Below are 18,641 nucleotides of genomic sequence, written 5' to 3'. Positions count from 1 at the left end.
GCGCTGCTCATCGCTCTCATCGGAGGTGCAGCTTCCGACCTGTCCGGATGGGGATTGCTCGGGTTCATTCTCTTCGCCGGTGCAGCTGCCATGGTCCACGAGCTAATCGTCGGCCTGGCCGCCATGCATGCCGGTTGGTTCCCCGCCTTCGCCGTCACCCTGATCTTCCTGATCTTCGGACTGTTCCTCGGCATTCCGACAGTCCCGTTGGTCATCCTCGTCGCGTACTGCTCCGCCACCGGTCCTGCTTTCGCGGACATGGGCTACGACTACAAGGCCGGCTGGATTCTGCGTCGGGAGACCCGACCCTGGCGGGAGTACGAGCTCGCGGGACGTCGTGAACAGCTCAAGGCGTCAATCATCGCCATCGTCGTGGCAATCGGCGTCGTCGCAGTTTCCTGGCAGGGGCTCTTCGCGGACGGAAGCATCCCACCGTCCGCCACCGTCTTTGCCGACACGATCACCGCAGGCATCTCCGACCCGGACATTGCGAAGACCATGGCGATGTGGGCGATCCCGGGGGCAGCGATCCAGCTGCTGGGCGGATCCACCCGTCAGATGGGCGTCCTGTTCGCCACGGGACTGCTCGTGGCAACTCCGCAGGCCTGGTGGCTCGTCCTCATCGCCTTGGCGACCCGGGTGGTGTGGCGCAAGCTGCGCGGGCCCGACGACACTGCTCTGACTCTGCTCGGTGCCGGCATCATCGCCGGCGACAGCGTCTTCAACGTCGGCAAGGTCGCGCAGTAGCTTCAGCTCCCCTGACCAGCCAGAAGTGTTACCACTTCTCCGGGACGCCGGACGGTAAAACCCCAGGTCGCGGAAAACGGGGCCGCCGAAAAGTGGTAATACTTCCTAGCGACCACCCAGCCGCCGCCGCGACACGAACTGGTAGCGGTCGCCGCGGAACGCCGACTCCGTCCACTCCACCCGCGAGCCGTCCTCGCCGAAGCCGGTGCGGTGGACGAGCAGCAGCGGCAGCCCCGTCGCAACCCGGAGCAGGTCGGCACGCACCGGGTTGCAGGGCACGGTCTCCACCACGTCCTCCACCTCGACGATGCCCATCTCGTACTCCTCGGCGAGCATGCGGTACAGCGAGTCCTGCGCCTCCAACCGGTCGGTCAGTTCGGTGAGGTCGCCGGGCAGGTGCACGGTCTCGTGGGCGAGCGGTTCGCCGTCCACGGTGCGCAGCACCTCGAAGCGGGTGACCAGTGCACCGTCCTCGAGCCTCAGGTGCTCGGCCACGCTGTCGGACGCCTGCTCACAGCGCGCCGAGAGCACCACGCGCCCGGGACGCCAGCCCTCGGACTCGGCGTTGCTGGAGAACGAGACCTGCGGCAGCAGCATCATCTTCGGGGAGGCCACGAAGGTGCCGCTGCCCTGGGTGCGTTCCAGGCGTCCGTCCGAGACGAGTTCGGCGATGGCCTGGCGCACGGTGGTGCGTGACGTGCCGAAACGTTCGGCCAGTTCACGTTCGGTGGGGACGGTGGTGCCCGGGTCGAGGTCGTCGATGAGCTCGAGGATCTGACTCTTGACCAGGTAGTACTTGGGCACCTTCATGCGACCACCGTACCGGGGGCGGGTGTAGCCCGGGCAATCCACCCGCGGACGTGACCCTTGACACGGCGAATTGGTCTAGTCCAATATGGGCGGTACTGGTCCAGGACGGCCCCGCACCGGTCCCCCGGACCCCCACCTGATGCGAGGAGTCTTCCGTGACCACCCCAGACACCGACACCGGGAAGAAGCGCAAGGGACTGCGCATCCCCGGGTTCGCCCAACTCCAGAGACTCGGCAAGAGCCTCATGCTGCCGATCGCCCTGCTCCCCGCCGCCGGCATCCTGTTGCGCCTCGGGCAGGACGACATGCTCGGCGGCACCGACATCCCCGTCATCGGCCCGTTCTTCGACTCGATGAGCGCCGCCGGTGACGGCATCTTCGGCAACCTCGCCATCCTCTTCGCCGTCGGTGTGGCCATCGGCTTCGCGAAGAAGGCCGACGGTTCCACCGCCCTGGCCGCCGTCGCCGGCTACCTGGTGATGACCTCCGTCTTCGACTCCATGTCCCCCGTCGTCCTGGAGGGCGTGGAGGACGCCGCGGGCGACCAGGCGATGATCGACTACAGCGTCTTCGGAGGCATCATCGTCGGCCTGATCACCGCCTGGCTGTTCGACAGGTACCACAACATCGAACTGCCCCCGTACCTGGGATTCTTCGGCGGACGGCGCTTCGTGCCGATCGTCGTGTCGCTCACGGTGCTGTTCGTCAGCTTCGCGATGGCCTACGTGTACCCGCTGTTCAACAGCGGCCTGACCTCCGTCGGCCAGTTCATCGCCGGCTCGGGTGCACTGGGCGCGTTCGTCTACGGTTTCGCCAACCGCATGCTCATCCCGCTGGGACTGCACCACATCCTCAACACCTTCATCTGGTTCATCTACGGCGACTACGAGGGTGCCAACGGCCTGGTCACCGGCGAGCTCAGCCGGTTCGCCGCCGGCGACGAGACCGCCGGCCTGCTGACCTCCGGTTTCTACCCGATCCTGATGTTCGGTCTGCCCGCAGCCGCCCTGGCCATGATCCACGTGGCCAAGCCGCGTCAGCGCACGGTGGCCGTGGGCATCTTCGGCGCCGCCGGCCTCACCGCCTTCCTCACCGGCGTGACCGAGCCGCTGGAGTTCGCGTTCATGTTCCTGGCGTTCCCGCTGTACGTGATCCACGCCGTGCTCACCGGCCTGTCCCTGGCGGTCGCACACCTGCTGGACATCCACCTGGGCTTCTCCTTCTCCGCGGGCCTGATCGACCTGCTGCTCTACGGTCGTGCACCGGCGGCACACAACATCCTGCTGCTGGTGGCGCAGGGCCTGATCTTCGCGGTGGTCTACTACGTGATGTTCCGCTTCGCGATCACCCGCTGGAACCTGCGTCTGCCCGGCCGCGTGCCGGACGACGAGTACGAGGCGTCCCTCGCCGCACAGGAAGCGCAGGACGCTGAAACGTCCGGCGCAGCGTCCGGCACGCAGCGTGCCGAGCGGCTCATCGCCGCGTTCGGCGGGCGCGACAACCTCGTCGGCGTCGACGCCTGCATCACCCGTCTGCGCATGGAGGTCGCCGACAAGTCCAGCGTGGACAAGGGCGCGCTGAGCGCCCTCGGCGCCGCCGGCGTCATGGAGGTCGGCAACAACGTGCAGGCCGTCTTCGGCACCCAGTCGGACGTCCTGAAGGACGAGATCAACGCCGCGCTCGCCGGCCCCGCGCCGGCCGCAGCACCCACCGCCGCCCCGGCGCCGGTCGTCGAGACCGAAACCGCTGCACCCGCCGAAACCGCCGAGCCCGCCGGCCCCACGCTGGTCCGCGCCCCGGTCCAGGGCCGCACGGTCGCCCTGTCGGAGGTGCCGGACAAGACCTTCGCCGCCGGCACCGTCGGCCCGGGCCTGGCCATCGAGCCGACGACCACCGACGGCATCGTCGAGGCCGTCGCCCCGGTGTCCGGCAAGCTCATGCAGCTGCTGCCCCACGCCTACGCCATCATGACCGACGACAAGACCGCCGTGCTCGTCCACCTCGGGCTGGACACGGTGAAGCTCAAGGGCGAGGGGTTCACCCTCCACGCCGCCAAGGGTGACCGTGTGGTCCAGGGCCAGCCGGTGATCACCTACGACGTCGCCTCCGTCGAGGCCGCCGGGTACCCCACCGTCGTGCCGGTCGTCGTGATGGACGCCCGCGGCGCCACCGTCGACGAGCTCGCCGAGCCGTCCGCCCCGGTGTCCACGATGCGTCCCCTGTTCACCGTCACCAAAAAGAAGTAGACCGAGAAGAAGAAGTAGGAGAACCCACCATGGAGATCATCATCCTGCCCGGCAGCGCGCAGGACGCCGCAGCCGCCGCCGGCACGCTGGCCGGCAGGGCCGTCGCGACGCTGCTGGAGCGCAAGCCGGACGCCGTCCTCGGGCTGGCCACCGGGTCGTCCCCCCTGCCCGTCTACGACGACCTCGTCGCCCGCCACGACGCCGGCGAGCTCTCCTTCGCCCGCGCCCGCGCCTTCACCCTCGACGAGTACGTGGGTCTGGCCGCCGGGCACCCGGAGCGCTACTCCACCGTGATCCGACGCGAGTTCACCTCCCGCGTGGACTTCGCCGACGACGCCGTGCACGGCCCCGACGGGCTGGCCGAGGACATCCCGGCGGCCTGCCTCGCCTACGACGACGCCATCCGCGCCGCCGGTGGCGTTGACCTGCAGATCCTCGGCATCGGCACCGACGGACACATCGGTTTCAACGAGCCGGGTTCCTCGCTGGCCTCGCGCACGCGCATCAAGACGCTGACCCACCAGACCCGTGTCGACAACGCCCGCTTCTTCGACGACGACCTGTCCAAGGTCCCCACCCAGTGCCTCACCCAGGGGCTCGGCACGATCATGGAGGCCCGCCACATCGTGCTGGTGGCCACCGGCCAGAACAAGGCCGAGGCCGTGCACCAGCTCGCCGAAGGCGGGGTGAGCGCCCTGTGGCCGGCGACGATCCTGCAGCACCACCCGCACGTCTCCGTCCTGGTGGACGAGGCCGCGGCCGGACGCCTGCAGCTCGCCGACTACTACCGCGTGACCTACGCCGCCAAGCCCGTCTGGCAGGGCCTGTGAGCACGCTCATCACCGCCGACGTCCTGGTCACCGGCGACGAGGTCCTGCGTCCCGGCTGGATCGAGGTCACCGGGGACACGGTGAGCGCCCTCGGCGCCGGCGCGCCGCCGCAGGACGTGCAGGACGCCGCGACGGCGCAGGACGCACAGGACGTGCTGGCGCTCGGCGAGGTCACCGTCGTGCCCGGGTTCGTGGACATGCACGTCCACGGCGGCGGGGGCGGGGCGTTCCCCGTCGCCACCGACGAGGAGACCGCCACCGCCGTGGCGATGCACGCCGCCCACGGCACGACCACGATCATGGCGTCGCTGGTGTCGGCGCACCCCGAGGAGCTGCTGCGCGAGGTCGATGTCCTGTCGGCCCACGTCCGCGACGGCCTGGTCGGCGGCATCCACCTCGAGGGGCCGTGGCTCTCCCCGGCGAAGAAGGGCGCGCACGACCCGACCGCCCTGCGCCACCCCGGCCACCCCGACGGCGGCGAGCTCACCCGTGTGCTCGACGCCGCGCGCGGCACCGTGCGCATGGTCACCTTCGCCCCCGAGCTCGACGGGGCGTTGGACGCCGTGCGACGCACCGTCGACGCCGGCGCGGTCGCCGCCGTCGGCCACACCGACGCGTCCTACGAACAGACCCTCGCGGCCATCGACGCCGGCGCGCGCGTGGGAACCCACCTGTTCAACGCCATGCGCCCGGTCCACCACCGCGAACCCGGCCCCGTCACCGCCCTGGTGGAGGACCCACGGGTGAACGTGGAGATGATCGGCGACGGCGTCCACCTGCACCCCTCGCTCTACCGCGGCGTCTGCGACCTCGTTGGGCCGGACCGAGTCACCCTGGTCACCGACGCCATGGCCGCCGCGGGCATGCCGGACGGCTCCTACCGTCTCGGCACCCTCGGGGTGGACGTGACCGGCGGCGTGGCGCACGTCGCCGGGACCGACACCATCGCCGGCAGCACCGCGACGATGGACCAGCTGTTCCGCTTCGCCGTGGAGCACGGGGCCGACGGAGACCGCGATGCAGCGCTGCTGCAGGCCGTCCGGCAGACCTCGGTCAACCCCGCCCGCGCCGTCGGTTTCCCCACCGTCGGCCTGCACGTCGGCGGACGCGCCGACCTCGTCGTGCTCGACACCACCCTCCAGGTGTCCACGGTCATGCGCGGCGGGGAACTCCTCTCACCCCTCACTACGCGGTAGTCGCGGCCCCGCTCAGCGTCCCCGCTTCCGCCGCGTCCGAGGATGCTGCAGACCCGGCGGGGTCAGCGGGGGTCACGCGGGACGGGCTGGCGAAGGAGGCGCGCGACAGGATCACGAACGCCGCGCACAGTAGCACCAGCGCGATCCAGTAGGGCACGCCGGCGCCGATGCCGTAGAGCACACCGACGGCCAGGGGGACGACCACGCCGACGGCGTTCTGCATCCCCTGCGTCACCCCGGCGAGCCAGCCCTGTTCGTCGTCGCCGACGGAGGTGGAGAGCACGCCATTGAGCGTGGCGGTCATCGGGCCCTCGCCCGCACCCAGCATCAGGGTGCCGGTGATCAGCAGCCACGGCTGCTGCAGCACCGACGCCAGCAGCGCCAGGGCCAGCACGCCGAGGGCCTGCACCACGATGCCGCCGAGGATCACCCCGCGCTCACCGACCCACTTGAGCAGTATGCCGAGCAGCACGCCCTGGATCACGATGTCGAGCACCCCGATGCAGGAGTTCAGCAGTCCGATCTGCGTGGGCGACCAGTCGACCGTGTCCATCGCCAGCACGCTGTAGTTGTTGACGAAGAAGCTGAACGGGATCGCCACGAGCAGCAGCCCGGTCAGCAGCATACGCAGCGACGGACGGGCGAAGGCCTGCCGGAAGACGCGCAGCGGGTGGATCTGCTCCACGGTGAGCCGGTCCGCCCTGTTCTCCGGGGCGTGGCTCTCGGGCAGGGCGACGAGGGTGACCACGCCGACGGTCAACGCCACCGCGGCGGTGGCGAGGACGGGCAGGTCCACGCTGTGCGCGGCGAGCAGACCGCCGAGGGCCGGCCCGATCATGAAGCCGATGCCGGTGAGGGCGCCGAGCATCCCGTAACGCTTCGCGCGCTCCTCGGCCGGGGTGATGTCGGCGACGTAGGCGAACAGGGCGGGCATGTCACCGGCGGTGACGCCCTGGACCACGCGTCCGAGCAGCAGCAGCCAGATCGCCCCGCTGAGTGAGCCGGCGAGGAACCCGCCGAGTGCGAAGATGAGGAATCCGGCGGCGGCGCCGAAGGCCCCGATCACGATGACGGGGCGGCGTCCCCACCGGTCCGATATCCCGCCGAGGACGGGGGCGGCGAGGAAGGCGCACAACGCGTTCACCGCCTCGAGCAGGCCGACCCACAGGGCCAGGGTGCCGAAGGACGGCATGGCGTCGCGCACGACGAAGGGGAGGATCGGCAGCACGATGGTCATGCCGATCACGTTGAGCATGGTGACGGTGACGAGCATGGGCCAGGCCCAGCGGGAGGTCGCCGCGGTGTCATTGGTTGTCATGGTTCGAAACTGTACTCGGTACAGTTTCGAAGTCAATCCAGTGTTGTATCAATTACACTTCCGGCGCTAGTGTGGTGCCCATGGCAGAAGACAGCAGAGGTACCGCCCCCACCCGTCGCGAGCGCAAGAAGGCCGCCACCCGACGCGCCATCGCCGACGCCGCCCTGGAGCTCTTCCTCGCCCGCGGCTTCGACAACGTCAGCGTCCGCGAGATCGCCGACGCCGCCGACGTCTCCCCCACCACCGTCTTCGCCCACTTCTCCTGCAAGGAGGCCATCGCCGTCGACGAGGACGACGAGATGCGCGAGAGCCTCATCGCCGCCGTCACCGACCGGCCGGACGGCACGAGCATCCCCGACGCGTTGCGACAGTTCTACCGCGACGACGCCTGGCACGACGACGCACCCGCCGGCTCCCACGAACGTTTCATCAAACTCATCGACGACTCCCCCTCCCTCAGCGAGTACGCCCAGCGGATGTGGCTGCGCCACGAGGACGCCCTCGCCGACGCCATCACCGCCGACCTCGGCCTCGACGGGCCGGACGACACCATCCGCGCCTTCTGCCGCTTCGTCCTGCAGGTCCAGCTCCTCAACGCCGAGTCCGGCGAGTCCACCTCCCTCACCGACGCCGCCTTCGACCTGCTGACCCCCGGCTGGGAACGCTACCTCGCGCGGTAGGGGGCGGTACCGTCCGCCTTTCGGCCCGCCTTCTTCCCTGACCCCGCGCCGCGTGCCGGATTCGTGCCTGCGCTGCCACGAAAACACCGTATCCGGCACGCGGGCATGGATCCTTCCTGGCCGCCGCGCCCTCCCGTACGCTCGAGGTCACGCGAGACACCACCTCGAGACACCACCGTGAGAAACCAGGGAGACCCGCCATGGGACAACTGATCTACTCGATGCTCGTCTCCGTCGACGGTTTCGTCGCCGACCGGGACGGCAACTTCGACTGGGCGGTGCCGGACGAGGAGGTCCTCGCCGCGATCAACGCCGACACCGCCAACGTCACCACCTACCTCTACGGCCGCAAGATGTACGAGATGATGCACGTCTGGGAGACCGATCCGGCGGCCGCCGGGCAGTCACCGCGTTCGGCGGAGTGGGCGCGGCTGTGGTGCGCGGCGCAGAAGGTCGTCTTCTCCACCACCCTGGACGAGGTGTGGACGGGCCGCACCTGCCTGGAACGCGAGCTCCGCGCGCAGGACGTCCTGGCGCTGAAGGACGGCGACGGCGACATCACCGTCGACGGTCCGACGTTGGCCGCCGAGGCGCTGCGCCTCGGCGTCGTCGACCAGGTCCACATGCTGGTCTGCCCGGTCACGGTGGGTGGCGGGTTGGCGATGCTGCCGGATCTCGCGATGGACCTCTCGTTGCGCTCCTCACGCAGTTTCAGCAACGGAATGGTGCAGCTCAAGTACGACGTCCGCGCTGTCGGGGACGCCGATGACTGACCCGGTCCGCACCTTCATCGACCATCTCGAGGACTCGCCTACGCTCATGACGCTCGCCACGATGGGCGAGGATGGCTACCCGCGCACCCGCACGGTGAACGTCAACGGCGTACGCGCCGACGGCGGCGTCCTGTTCCACACGGACGCCAGGTCACGCAAGGTGCGTGACCTTGACGCGCGCCCGAAGGCGTCGCTGACGGTGCTCACGCAGGACGCATCGCGCCAGGTCACCGTGGTCGGCGACGTGGTGCGCGCCGACGAGGAGACCGAGCGCGCGGTATACGCAGGCCAGCCTCGCTACCTGCAGCTGCTGGCCTGGTTGAACGACCGGGGCCTGGCGCTGGAGGAGCGCGCGGCGCGACGCCAGCGGTGGGCCGAGTACGACCGCGAGCACCCCGACCTGGCAGAGCAGGACCCGCCGGACGCCTGGGCGGTGTTCGTGGTGGTGCCGCGCGAGTACCTGTTCTGGGAGGGCGACGACGAGGGGCCCTCGCGCCGCGTGCGGTACACCTGTACCAACGTCAGCACCACCAACGTCACCGACTGGCAGGTCGACGTCCTCCCCGGCTGAACGCCGCCCACACGAGGACGGCCGCCAGCGCGAACACCGCGCTGGTCACCAGCGGTCCGCGCGGCCCTGCGGCGTCGACCGCCACACCACCGGCCACCGGCCCCAGCACCGCACCCACGTTGAGCGCGACCGTGGCGAAGGAGCCGGCCATCGTCGGTGCGTCCTGCGCGGTGGCGATGATGCGGGTGATCAACGTGCTGCCCAGCGTGAACGACAGGACGCCCATCACCGGTGCCATCACCCAGACGGCAGCCGGGGAGCCGGCGCCCACGCCGAAGAGGATCCAGCCCGCCACGAGCAACGGGCCCGCCACTGCGACGAGCAGGCGCCAGTGCGCGTCGGCGAGGGAACCGGTGAGTGCGACACCGGCGAAGGCCCCGGTACCGAAGAGCGCGAGCAGCACCGGAACCTGAGCCCCGCTGAGCCCGGCGGAGTCGTCGGCGATCACGGCGAGGTAGGTGAAGGAGCAGAAGGTCGCGGCGTTGACGAGCACCGCCAACGTCGCGAACAGCTGGACGGGCCGTTGCCGTAGGACGCCCAGCTCCGCGCGCAGCGTACCGGGTTCCCCGTCCCCGCCACCGGCAGGACGCACCGGCGTCGCGAGGAGCACGGCGACCAGCGCCGGCAGGCACGCCACGGCGATGGCGGCGAGGGTGACCCGCCAGCCCACCGCACCACCGACGAATGCGCCGGCGGGAACGCCGACGACCAGTGCGACCGTCGTGCCGCCGAGGATGACCGACAGGGCACGGGCCTGCCGACCGGGTGCCACGATCCGGGAGACGGTGGACAGGGTGACCGCGAGGAACCCGGCGTTGGCCACCGCGGCGACGATCCTGGTGACCAGCAGCACCACGAAACTGCCGGTAAGCGCGGCGATGACGTGCATGACGATGAACAGGAGGAGAAAGCCGGTGAGCGTGCGACGTGGGGACAACCGACGCGTGACCGCGGCCATGGTGGGTGCGCCAATGATCATCCCGACCGCGAACGCCGCGGTCAGGAGGCCGGCCTGGCCCAGGGAGACGTCGAGGTCACCGGCAATGCCGGGCAACAGCCCGGCGAGGACGAATTCGGAGGTGCCCTGGGCGAACACGGCCAGGGCAAGGAGATAGAACAAGACAGGCATGAACGAGCCTTCCGAAGAACAGGGGGTAGTGGACGCTGCGGAGCGGCACTACCGGCGCCTCGGATGCGCGGAAACTGGTGGCATCGGGGCTACCGGCGTACCGGTAGCCCACCTCTGTCGGATTCGGGGGAGTTCACGTGGGGAATGCTAGCAAGCACGGTGCCACGGCACCCACAACGGTTCTCACCTGCGCGACGCGAGCACCCGCCCGGACTCGCGCGCGGTGTCGGCGGAGTTGGACTCCAGCGAGCGCGAGCCGCCGAGTTTGCGGGCCACGTGCTCGCCGACGGTCATCGGTTCGTAGCGTGCGGGATGGTCCTCGTCGACCATGCCGGGCAGGGGGCCGACGACGGCGTCGACGTTGCCGTCGTGGAAGAACGCCGCGGATCGTCGCCGCATGATCGTCCCGTCCACCACCGGCGGACGCACCCGGTGCAGCGTGGAGCGCCACCGGTCGTTGGTGAGCCGGGCGGTCACGTCCCCCAGGTTCACCAGCAGCGCACCGGGCTCCGGGAGCACGTCGTGCCAGCCGCCGTCCTCGCCGAGGACCTGCAGCCCGGCCACGCGGTCGGCCCACAGCACGGTGACGATGCCGTAGTCGGTGTGCTCGCCCATGCCGGTCAGCTCCCCGTCGAGTTCCACGGTCTGGCCGGGGTCGAGGGCGTAGTTGATGGTGCGCAGCACGTCGATGGAGTGGTCGGCGAGGCCGGTGATGGTGCCGCGCGGCACGTCCAGGGCGTCCTCGAAGATCACGGTGAGGGTCTCGGCGACGCGTTGCGCCTCGGCGAACCAGCGTTCCAGGTTGCCGCGGAAGGACGCCATGGCGTCCTGCGGATCCTGTGTCTCCTCCGGCCAGACGTTCTGCGGGTAGTCCGCCTCCGGCAACGACAGGGACGGGAAGTCGCTGGCCTGCGCACCGATGTTGAAGGCCTCGAAGAAGTCGTTCATGCCGGTGGCGGACTCCACGCCGAGGGACAGTGACAACCGTTCGGACTTCGGCGGCGAGTAGCCGCGGTTGACCTCGGGCGGGGTGATCACGCGTTTCTTGGTCTCCAGGTCGCGCAGGAAGAAGGCGTCGAGCGCATCGGCGAGCCCGTCCCACGTGTCGGTGGCGATACCGTGGCCGGTGAGCTGGATGAAACCGACGTCGCGGGCGGCGTCGTCGATCTGCCGGGCGACCGCGTCGCGTTCCCCCTCCCCGGAGTCCCCGGTGTAGGCCCCGGTATATGCGCTGATGTCGATGACGGGTACGTGGAAGTCGTTCACGGTGTTCTCCTTCGGGTGAGTGTGTCGGTGAGCTCGATGGCGAGGCCGCGGGAGTCGGCGGTGAGCAGCACGCCGTCGCGCACGACCCAGCGTCCGGCGACCATCACGTCGCGGGGGCGTCGTCCGGGAGAGGCCCAGATCAGCCCGCCCTGCGGGTCGTGGACGCCGGCGTCGGCGACGTCGCCCATGTCCCAGACGCACAGGTCCGCGGGTGTGCCGGGGGCCAGCGTGCCGAGTTCGGGACGCCCCAGGCCGGCGGCGGAACCGGCGGTGGCCATGGTGACCGCGTCGGACGCGGTGACGGGCGCACCGACCAGTCCGGATACCTGGACGGCGAGGCGGGCGTCGGCGAGCAGGTGGCCGCCGTCGTTGCCGCCGCCGCCGGACGTCCCGAGCCCGACGTCGACCCCGCCGGCCAGCAGCTCGGCGACGGGGGCGACGCCCCAGCCCATGGGCACGTCGCAGCCGGGCGCGTGGGTCACGGCAGCCCCGGAGGCGATGACCGCGGCGATCTCGTCGGCGGTGACGTCGCAGAGGTGCGCCACGGTCACGCCGGGTTCCAGCCAGCCCCACCCGGCGAGCAGTTCGAGGGGCCGGCGGCCGTACTTCTGCGCGGCGACGGCGACGTCGACCTGTTCATTGGCCTGGGTGCGCCGCCGCAGCCCGAGGTCACGGGCGACCTCGGCGAGGGCGGCGAAGGTCTCGGGGCCGTCGGCGTGCACGCCGGACGGTCCGACGGCGAGCTGCAGGCGTCCTTCCCCGTAGGCGCCGGACGCACCGGACGCACCGGACGCGCTGAACGCGCGGTGGATCGCGCGCACGGAGTCGGCGGCGGCGTCCGGGGAGTCCCCGGCGGTGCCGCGCACGAAGCACAGCCGGGCGCCGAGGTCGTCGGCGGCGCGGGCGGTGGCCAGCGCCATCTCGACAGGGTCGACACCGGCGGGCCAGGTCAGGTGGTGGTCGGCGACGGTGGTCACCCCGCAGAGCAGGGACTCCGACAGCCCCACCGAGGCCGCCCGGTGGGTGAGGTCGGGGTCGACGGCGTAGTCGCGGTAGGCCGCGGCCATGACCTGCAGCCAGCGGGCCATGGGCACGTTGCGGGTGCCGGGCAGGGTGCGGAACGCCGACTGCAGCAGGTGGTGGTGGGCGTTGACCAGGCCCGGGGTGACCAGACAGCCGGAGACGTCGACGGTCTCCGGTGCCGGCGCGGCACGCTCGGCGGTTTCGGCGATCATGCCGTCGACCACCAGGACGTCCGGCCCCGCCAGGGCGCCGCTCAGCAGCGTGGCGCTCACAGGTCGAGTACCAGACGCCCGGAGCGGCAGCGTGAGACGCACACCATCATCGACTCGTTCTCCGAGCGTTCCTCCGGGGTCAGCACATTGTCGCGGTGGTCGACCTCCCCGGAGACCACGCCGACCTCGCAGGTGCCGCACACCCCCTCGCGGCAGGACGACGCCAGCAGCGCCCCGTGGGCCTCCAGGGTGTCGAGCAGCGAGGCGTCCGGCGCGACGGTGACGGTCTCGCCGCTGGTGGCGAGGGTGACGTCGAAGGACGCCGCGGTGCCGTCCGACAGGTCGGGGGCGGTGAACTGCTCGGCGAAGACGTCGACGGCCGGCTGGTCGGCCACCGCCGTGGCGACGTCGTCGGCCAGGTGGCCCGGCCCGCACACGTATACGGCCGTACCACGCGGCAGGTCGGCCAGTGCCGCCGCGAGGTCGAGGCGTCCGGCCTGCGCCGAGCCGTGGAAACGGATGCGCCCGGAACCTGCCGGGCCGTGATCGTCGCAGTCGTCGTATTCGTCACGCAGTTGCGCGAGGTACGGCATGTCCGCCTCGGTGCGCGCCAGGCACAGCATGCGCCACGGGCGTCCCGAACGCTGCGCCTCGGCGACGAGCGACACCATCGGCGTGACGCCGACCCCGCCGGCGACGAAGACGTAGTTCAGCGCGCGGGTCAGCGGGAAGTGGTTACGTGGCGCGCCGACCAGCACTGGTGTGCCGACGCCCGCGTCGCGGTGCAGGCCCGCCGAACCGCCGCGGCCGCCGCTGGCGACGTCCTGCCGGTCGACGGCGACGGTGTAGCTCGAGGGGTCGGACGGCCGGGAGCACAGGGAGTACTGGCGGGTCAGCCCGGAGCCCGGGACGCTGACGTCCACGTGCGACCCGGGCGTCCAACCGGGCAACGGCGCGCCGTCCGGCAACGCCAGGGTGAACTCGTCGACCCGCGGGGTCAGGGACCGCCGGGCGACCACGGTCAATTTATTCATCATGCGGGGATACCTCCGTCGTGACGTACCCCAGCCCGGCGCGTACGCGGCCCACCGTAGTGCACCGCCGACCCCACGCGCAGCGTCCGGCGGGGCGGAACGCAGAAATTCACACGATCTTTCACCGGCCCGAAACATGGCCGTACCCAGGGGCTCCGCAGGGGCGTGAGGCGTCACCGAAGTGATCCTGGGGAGAAACAGCGGGGAAACACCCGCCCCATAACCTCCATTGGTGCACGACAAAAATACCGAATACCCGCGGTGCACGACCGATGTCCCGATCCCCCACCTGGCCCCAGCCCGGCGAGGTACTCCCCACGGAACGGAACACAAGAGAGCACTCCTGCACACCGCCGACCGACAGTTCCCCTGTCCCCGCACGCCGGGGCACACCCGACTGCTGCGCGCCGGCGATGACATCCCTCACGCAGCGGTCACGACCCTGACGAAGAGAGAGGAGGCTCCAGATGACCGTGACGAAGATGACGACGAAGACGACGAAGACACAGACCGCCGGCATCGCCGGCATCGCCGGCGTGCTGCTCGACGGCGCCCCCGTCGACATCACCTTCGACGGCCCCCTGGTCGACGACGTCCGCCCCCACGTGGACGGCACCGTCCCGGTGGGGCATGTCGACCTGCGTGGCTACACGGTCCTGCCCGCCACCGCCGACCCGCACGCCCACCTGGACAAGTCCCGTTCCTGGGACCTCGTCAACCCGCCGGTCGGCGACCTGCCCGGCGCGGTGGCGGCGTGGGCGGCCGCGGCGTCCGGCTTCACCGAGGACGACATCCTCGCCCGCGCTCGCGACACCGCCCTGAGCATGCTCGCCGCCGGCACCACCGCCGTGCGCACCCACGTCGACGTCTACCCCGACACCACATCGGGCAGCACCGGCCCGACCGGCGCCACACCGGACGCCTTCCGGGGCGTGCGGGCGCTGCACCGTCTGCGCTGGGAACTCTCCGGCGTGATGGCGCTGCAGATCGTCGCGCTCGTCCCGCCGTCCACCCCGGTCACGGCCGTCGGCGACCTGGTCGCCGGGGCGCTCGAGGCGGGGGCGGACCTCGTCGGCGGTGCCCCGCACCTCGCAGGGGACCCGCTGGCGCAGACCGACGCGCTCGTCGACGCCGCCGAGACCCACCACCTCGGCTGCGACCTGCACGTCGACGAGTACACCGGCAGCAACACCGGCCACCACCGCACCGCCACGATCCACCGCTACGCCGAACGGGTCACCGGCTGGCCCGCCGGGCGCGACCGCGCCGCCGGGCACTGCTGCCACCTCGCCGACCTCGCAGAACTAGCCGACCCGAGCGAACTCACCGCCACCACCGACGAACTGGTCGCCGCGGACATGCCGGTCATCGCCCTGCCCGCCACCAACCTCTACCTGCAGGACGCCGCCTCACGCGCGATCGCACCCCTCTCCGTCCTGCGGGCGAAGGGTGTGCGCGTCGCCGCCGGCGGCGACAACGTCGCCGACCCGTTCAACCCCACCGGACGCGGCGACGCCCTGGAGACCGCGGCACTGCTCGTCACCGCCGCCCACCAGACCCCCACCGAAGCCCTCGACCTGGTCACCAGCGACGCCAGGAACGTCATGGGCCTACCACCGGCCGGACCCACCACCGGAGCGGTCGCCGACCTGCTCTGCGTCAGAAATCCCGCCAACCCCACCGCACCCACCACCACCGCACCATCCACCACCTCCCTCATCGCCGCCGCGCCGAGCGACCGCGTCGTCATCACCGCCGGCCGCCTCGTCGCGCATACCACGTCCACGACAACCTTCCCCCATCTCCGGAGAACACCGTGACCACCACTGCACCGACTTCACCGACTGCACCCACAACCACCCCGCTGGTGAGCTTCAACGACACCGGCATGACCTTCAACACCGGCACCGACGGCGCCACCACCGCCCTGCACGGCGTGTCCTTCGACGTCGAACCGGGCGAGTTCATCAGCGTCGTCGGCCCGTCCGGCTGCGGCAAGTCCACCCTGCTGCGCCTGGCGTCCGGCCTCGAGACCTCCACCGAGGGCACGATGAGCACCTCCACCGACCGCATCGCCTACGTCTTCCAGGACGCCACACTGCTGCCGTGGCGCACCGTACGGGAGAACGTGATGCTCCTCGGCGAACTCGACGGCCTGTCCAAAGCCGACCGGCAGGCCCGCTGCGCCGACTCCCTGGCCACCGTCGGTCTCGACGGCTTCGAGGACCACCTCCCCCACCAGCTGTCCGGCGGCATGCGCATGCGCGTCTCCCTGGCCCGCGCCCTGACCATCGAACCGGAGCTCTTCCTGTTCGACGAACCCTTCGCCGCCCTCGACGAGATCACCCGCGAACGCCTCGGCGTGGAACTCACCGAACTCTTCGCCGAGAAACGCTTCGGTGGCCTGTTCATCACCCACTCCGTCACCGAGGCGGTGTTCCTGTCCACCACCGTGTCCGTGATGTCCGGGCGCCCCGGCACCGTCGTCGACGAGGTCGACGTCCCCTTCCCCTTCCCCCGCGACCCGAAGCTGCGGTTCTCCCCGGAGTTCACCGCCCTGACCGAACGCGTCTCGACCTCACTGATGGAGGCCCACTCATGACCGCACCGACCACCGCCGAGAAGAGCACCGGAAAGACCACCGCGCAGGACGCCACGGGCGCCGCCGCGGCGACGGCCGCCGGGCCGTCCGGCACGTCCGGTACCTCCGGTACCGCGGCACCCGCCGCAACGTCCGGCGCGTCCGGCACGTCCTCCCCGCCGCGGAGGACGCGACGCGGCATGCCCTTCGCCGGCGTCGTCCTGCCCCTCCTCGTGTTCGGCGCGGTCATCGCCGCCTGGTACGCCGTGAGCTACCTGCTGCTCGACGAGTCGCGCCGCTTCCTCATGCCCCCGCCGCACGAGGTCATCACCGAGGGACTGCTCGGTGCCTCCGCCCCGGAGATGTGGCAGGGACTCATGCAGACCACCACCGTGGCACTGACCGGCCTGGCCATCGCCGCGGTCGTCGGCATCACCTGGGCGATCGTGATGTCCCAGTCAAAGCGGGCCGAGGCCGCACTGTTCCCCTACGCCGTGTTCCTGCAGTGCATCCCCGTGCTGGCCCTGGTGCCGCTCGTGGGCTTCTGGTTCGGCTTCGGCTTCTCCGCCCGCGTCTTCGTGTGCGTGCTCATCGCCCTGTTCCCCCTGGTGTCCAACACCCTGTTCGGCCTGAAGTCCGTGGACCCGGGCATGCGCGACCTCTTCGCCCTGCACAAGCCCTCCCGGCTGACCGTGCTGCGCAAACTCGAACTGCCCGCGGCGATGCCGTCCATCTTCGTCGGCCTGCGCACCTCCGCCGGACTGTCCGTGGTCGGCGCGATCGTCGGCGACTTCTTCTTCAAGCAGGGCACGCCCGGCATCGGCGTGCTGCTCGACAACTACCGCTCCCGCCTGCAGTCCCCCGAACTCTTCGCCGCGATCATCCTCGCCTCCCTGCTGGGCGTGGTCGTGTTCCTGATCTTCGGCTGGATCGGCAGGCGCGTCGTCGGCCGCTGGTACAACGCCTGACCCCCTCCTCTTACCTTCACACCACCCCGGAGACCCCCATGAACAGCACCAACAGCACCGCCCGTACCGTACTGGCCGCGTCCACCTCCCTGGCCACCCTCCTCGCCCTCGCCGCCTGCGGCGACGGAAACGGCGCCACGGCGTCCGACTACGACGGCGACATCGGCTCCACCGACCTCTCGTCGGTCTGCCCGGAGACCGTGGTCGTGCAGACCGACTGGTTCCCCGAGGCCGAGCACGGCCACCTCTACGAACAACTCGACTACGACGGGGAGGGACGCGACGCGGTGAGCATCGACGCCGACGGCAAGGTCGTCAGCGGCCCCCTGTTCGACGGCGACAACGGCTACACCGGCGTCGACCTGGAGATCCGCTCCGGCGGCCCGGCCATCGGCAACCAGAACGTGACCTCCCAGCTGTACCAGGACCCCGACATCCTCCTCGGCTACGTCGACACCGACCAGTCCATCCAGAACTCCGACACCATGCCCACCACCGGCGTGCTGTCCACCCTGGACAAGAGCCCGCAGATGATCATGTGGGACCCCGAGACCTACCCCGACGTCCACGAGATCGCCGACCTCAAGGACGAGGACGCCACCGTGCTGACCTTCTCCGACATGTCCTACATCAAGTACCTCACCGGTGCCGGCATCCTCGACGAGTCCCAGATCGACGAGAGCTACGACGGCTCACCGTCCACCTTCGTCGCCGCCGACGGTGCCAACGCCCAGCAGGGCTACTCCTCCTCCGAGCCCTACAACTACGAGAACGAGGTCCAGGGCTGGATGAAGCCGGTGGACTACCAGCTCATCCACGACGCCGGCTTCCCCACCTACAAGTCGGCACTCGCCGCCCGCAGCGGGGACCTCGAGGACAGTGCGACCACCGACTGCCTGTCCGAGCTGGTCCCGGTGCTGCAGCGCGGCGAGAAGGACTACATGGAGGACCCCTCGGCCGCCAACGACCTGATCGTTCAGGCCGTCGAGGACTTCAACGCCGGCTGGGTCTACGGCGACGGCAACGCCGAGTTCGGCCACGCCCGGATGCGCGACGAGGAGCTCCTCGCCAACGGCTCCGACGGTGTGCTCGGCTCCTTCGACGAGGCACGCGTCAGCGAGGTCCTCGACATCGTGACCCCCATCTTCGCCGAGCAGAACACCCCGGTGAAGGACGGCGTGGCCACCGACGAGCTCGCCACCAACGAGTTCCTCGACGAGAGCGTCGCGCTGTGACGGCTCCGTCTGCCCCCGCCGC

The 18,641-nt window shown here is 70.5% G+C and carries 17 protein-coding genes; 11 read left to right on the top strand and 6 right to left on the bottom strand.

Annotated elements, in window-relative coordinates; genetic code table 11:
* Positions 1-747 (top strand): hypothetical protein (locus ACT3TD_RS12110; protein WP_444615030.1); only part of this gene is annotated, 747 nt, incomplete at its 5' end.
* 105 nt (positions 748-852) lie between these two features.
* Here the strand turns inward: ACT3TD_RS12110 and ACT3TD_RS12105 are convergent.
* Positions 853-1,557, bottom strand: a complete 705-nt coding sequence (locus ACT3TD_RS12105) for a GntR family transcriptional regulator (RefSeq protein WP_444615029.1) — start codon at positions 1,555-1,557, stop codon at positions 853-855.
* Between the two features lie 155 nt (positions 1,558-1,712).
* Here ACT3TD_RS12105 and ACT3TD_RS12100 point away from each other — a divergent pair, with 155 nt between their 5' ends.
* Genes ACT3TD_RS12100 through ACT3TD_RS12090 form a run of 3 tightly spaced genes read left to right on the top strand, consistent with a single transcriptional unit; the run spans position 1,713 to position 5,829 of the window.
* A complete protein-coding gene (locus tag ACT3TD_RS12100; RefSeq protein ID WP_444615028.1) occupies positions 1,713-3,803 on the top strand; it encodes a glucose PTS transporter subunit IIA in 2,091 nt (696 codons plus the stop codon).
* A 29-nt stretch (positions 3,804-3,832) separates the two neighbouring features.
* A complete protein-coding gene (gene nagB / locus ACT3TD_RS12095) occupies positions 3,833-4,633 on the top strand; it encodes a glucosamine-6-phosphate deaminase (protein ID WP_444615027.1) in 801 nt (266 codons plus the stop codon).
* Positions 4,630-5,829, top strand: a complete 1,200-nt coding sequence (locus ACT3TD_RS12090) for an N-acetylglucosamine-6-phosphate deacetylase (RefSeq protein WP_444615026.1) — start codon at positions 4,630-4,632, stop codon at positions 5,827-5,829. The genes nagB and ACT3TD_RS12090 overlap by 4 nt, the downstream gene beginning before the upstream one ends.
* On the opposite strand, the gene ACT3TD_RS12085 is transcribed toward ACT3TD_RS12090, so the two are convergent.
* On the bottom strand, positions 5,819-7,147 hold the full coding sequence (locus tag ACT3TD_RS12085) for an MFS transporter (protein ID WP_444615025.1): 1,329 nt from the start codon (positions 7,145-7,147) through the stop codon (positions 5,819-5,821). The two genes, ACT3TD_RS12090 and ACT3TD_RS12085, sit on opposite strands and share 11 nt — an antisense overlap.
* An 80-nt stretch (positions 7,148-7,227) precedes the next feature.
* On the opposite strand from ACT3TD_RS12085, the gene ACT3TD_RS12080 reads away from it, so the two are divergent.
* The 3 genes from ACT3TD_RS12080 (at position 7,228) to ACT3TD_RS12070 (ending at position 9,171) form a co-directional block, all read left to right on the top strand.
* Complete coding sequence (locus ACT3TD_RS12080; RefSeq protein ID WP_441579907.1) at positions 7,228-7,827, top strand: TetR/AcrR family transcriptional regulator; 600 nt, start codon at positions 7,228-7,230, stop codon at positions 7,825-7,827.
* Between the two features lie 200 nt (positions 7,828-8,027).
* Positions 8,028-8,600, top strand: a complete 573-nt coding sequence (locus ACT3TD_RS12075) for a dihydrofolate reductase family protein (protein WP_444615024.1) — start codon at positions 8,028-8,030, stop codon at positions 8,598-8,600.
* A complete protein-coding gene (locus ACT3TD_RS12070) occupies positions 8,593-9,171 on the top strand; it encodes a pyridoxamine 5'-phosphate oxidase family protein (RefSeq protein ID WP_444615023.1) in 579 nt (192 codons plus the stop codon). Before ACT3TD_RS12075 ends, ACT3TD_RS12070 begins: the two co-directional genes overlap by 8 nt.
* Here the strand turns inward: ACT3TD_RS12070 and ACT3TD_RS12065 are convergent.
* The 4 genes from ACT3TD_RS12065 to ACT3TD_RS12050 all read right to left on the bottom strand — a co-directional run bounded on the left by ACT3TD_RS12065 (position 9,137) and on the right by ACT3TD_RS12050 (position 13,838).
* A complete protein-coding gene (locus ACT3TD_RS12065; RefSeq protein ID WP_444615022.1) occupies positions 9,137-10,300 on the bottom strand; it encodes a Cmx/CmrA family chloramphenicol efflux MFS transporter in 1,164 nt (387 codons plus the stop codon). The two genes, ACT3TD_RS12070 and ACT3TD_RS12065, sit on opposite strands and share 35 nt — an antisense overlap.
* Positions 10,301-10,483: 183 nt before the next feature.
* On the bottom strand, positions 10,484-11,566 hold the full coding sequence (locus tag ACT3TD_RS12060; protein ID WP_444615021.1) for an isopenicillin N synthase family dioxygenase: 1,083 nt from the start codon (positions 11,564-11,566) through the stop codon (positions 10,484-10,486).
* Positions 11,563-12,861: an amidohydrolase family protein gene (locus tag ACT3TD_RS12055; RefSeq protein WP_444615020.1), complete on the bottom strand. Its 1,299-nt coding sequence runs from the start codon at positions 12,859-12,861 to the stop codon at positions 11,563-11,565. Before ACT3TD_RS12055 ends, ACT3TD_RS12060 begins: the two co-directional genes overlap by 4 nt.
* A complete protein-coding gene (locus ACT3TD_RS12050) occupies positions 12,858-13,838 on the bottom strand; it encodes a PDR/VanB family oxidoreductase (protein ID WP_444615019.1) in 981 nt (326 codons plus the stop codon). The genes ACT3TD_RS12055 and ACT3TD_RS12050 overlap by 4 nt, the downstream gene beginning before the upstream one ends.
* Positions 13,839-14,302: 464 nt before the next feature.
* Here ACT3TD_RS12050 and ACT3TD_RS12045 point away from each other — a divergent pair, with 464 nt between their 5' ends.
* The 4 genes from ACT3TD_RS12045 (at position 14,303) to ACT3TD_RS12030 (ending at position 18,619) form a co-directional block, all read left to right on the top strand.
* Positions 14,303-15,655 (top strand): amidohydrolase family protein, encoded by a 1,353-nt coding sequence (locus tag ACT3TD_RS12045; RefSeq protein ID WP_441579282.1) that lies wholly within the window; start codon positions 14,303-14,305, stop codon positions 15,653-15,655.
* Between the two features lie 68 nt (positions 15,656-15,723).
* A complete protein-coding gene (locus ACT3TD_RS12040; RefSeq protein ID WP_441579290.1) occupies positions 15,724-16,437 on the top strand; it encodes an ABC transporter ATP-binding protein in 714 nt (237 codons plus the stop codon).
* On the top strand, positions 16,434-17,384 hold the full coding sequence (locus tag ACT3TD_RS12035) for an ABC transporter permease (RefSeq protein WP_441579283.1): 951 nt from the start codon (positions 16,434-16,436) through the stop codon (positions 17,382-17,384). The genes ACT3TD_RS12040 and ACT3TD_RS12035 overlap by 4 nt, the downstream gene beginning before the upstream one ends.
* 38 nt (positions 17,385-17,422) lie before the next feature.
* Positions 17,423-18,619, top strand: a complete 1,197-nt coding sequence (locus ACT3TD_RS12030; protein ID WP_444615018.1) for an ABC transporter substrate-binding protein — start codon at positions 17,423-17,425, stop codon at positions 18,617-18,619.
* Positions 18,620-18,641: the final 22 nt, after the last annotated feature.

It is taken from the genome of Corynebacterium sp. AOP36-E1-14 (assembly GCF_052377495.1).
Taxonomy (GTDB): domain Bacteria; phylum Actinomycetota; class Actinomycetes; order Mycobacteriales; family Mycobacteriaceae; genus Corynebacterium.
The sequence above is the reverse complement of the archived record's forward strand: the minus strand, read 5'-3'. Positions and strand labels throughout refer to the sequence as shown.

Coding starts and splice junctions, on each gene's coding strand:
- ACT3TD_RS12035 (WP_441579283.1), top strand. CDS start 16,434: ATGACCGCACCGACCACCGCCGAGAAGAGCACCGGAAAGACCACCGCG.
- ACT3TD_RS12070 (WP_444615023.1), top strand. CDS start 8,593: ATGACTGACCCGGTCCGCACCTTCATCGACCATCTCGAGGACTCGCCT.
- ACT3TD_RS12030 (WP_444615018.1), top strand. CDS start 17,423: ATGAACAGCACCAACAGCACCGCCCGTACCGTACTGGCCGCGTCCACC.
- ACT3TD_RS12040 (WP_441579290.1), top strand. CDS start 15,724: ATGACCTTCAACACCGGCACCGACGGCGCCACCACCGCCCTGCACGGC.
- ACT3TD_RS12105 (WP_444615029.1), bottom strand. CDS start 1,557: ATGAAGGTGCCCAAGTACTACCTGGTCAAGAGTCAGATCCTCGAGCTC.
- ACT3TD_RS12045 (WP_441579282.1), top strand. CDS start 14,303: ATGACCGTGACGAAGATGACGACGAAGACGACGAAGACACAGACCGCC.
- ACT3TD_RS12075 (WP_444615024.1), top strand. CDS start 8,028: ATGGGACAACTGATCTACTCGATGCTCGTCTCCGTCGACGGTTTCGTC.
- ACT3TD_RS12065 (WP_444615022.1), bottom strand. CDS start 10,300: ATGCCTGTCTTGTTCTATCTCCTTGCCCTGGCCGTGTTCGCCCAGGGC.
- ACT3TD_RS12050 (WP_444615019.1), bottom strand. CDS start 13,838: ATGATGAATAAATTGACCGTGGTCGCCCGGCGGTCCCTGACCCCGCGG.
- ACT3TD_RS12080 (WP_441579907.1), top strand. CDS start 7,228: ATGGCAGAAGACAGCAGAGGTACCGCCCCCACCCGTCGCGAGCGCAAG.
- ACT3TD_RS12085 (WP_444615025.1), bottom strand. CDS start 7,147: ATGACAACCAATGACACCGCGGCGACCTCCCGCTGGGCCTGGCCCATG.
- nagB (WP_444615027.1), top strand. CDS start 3,833: ATGGAGATCATCATCCTGCCCGGCAGCGCGCAGGACGCCGCAGCCGCC.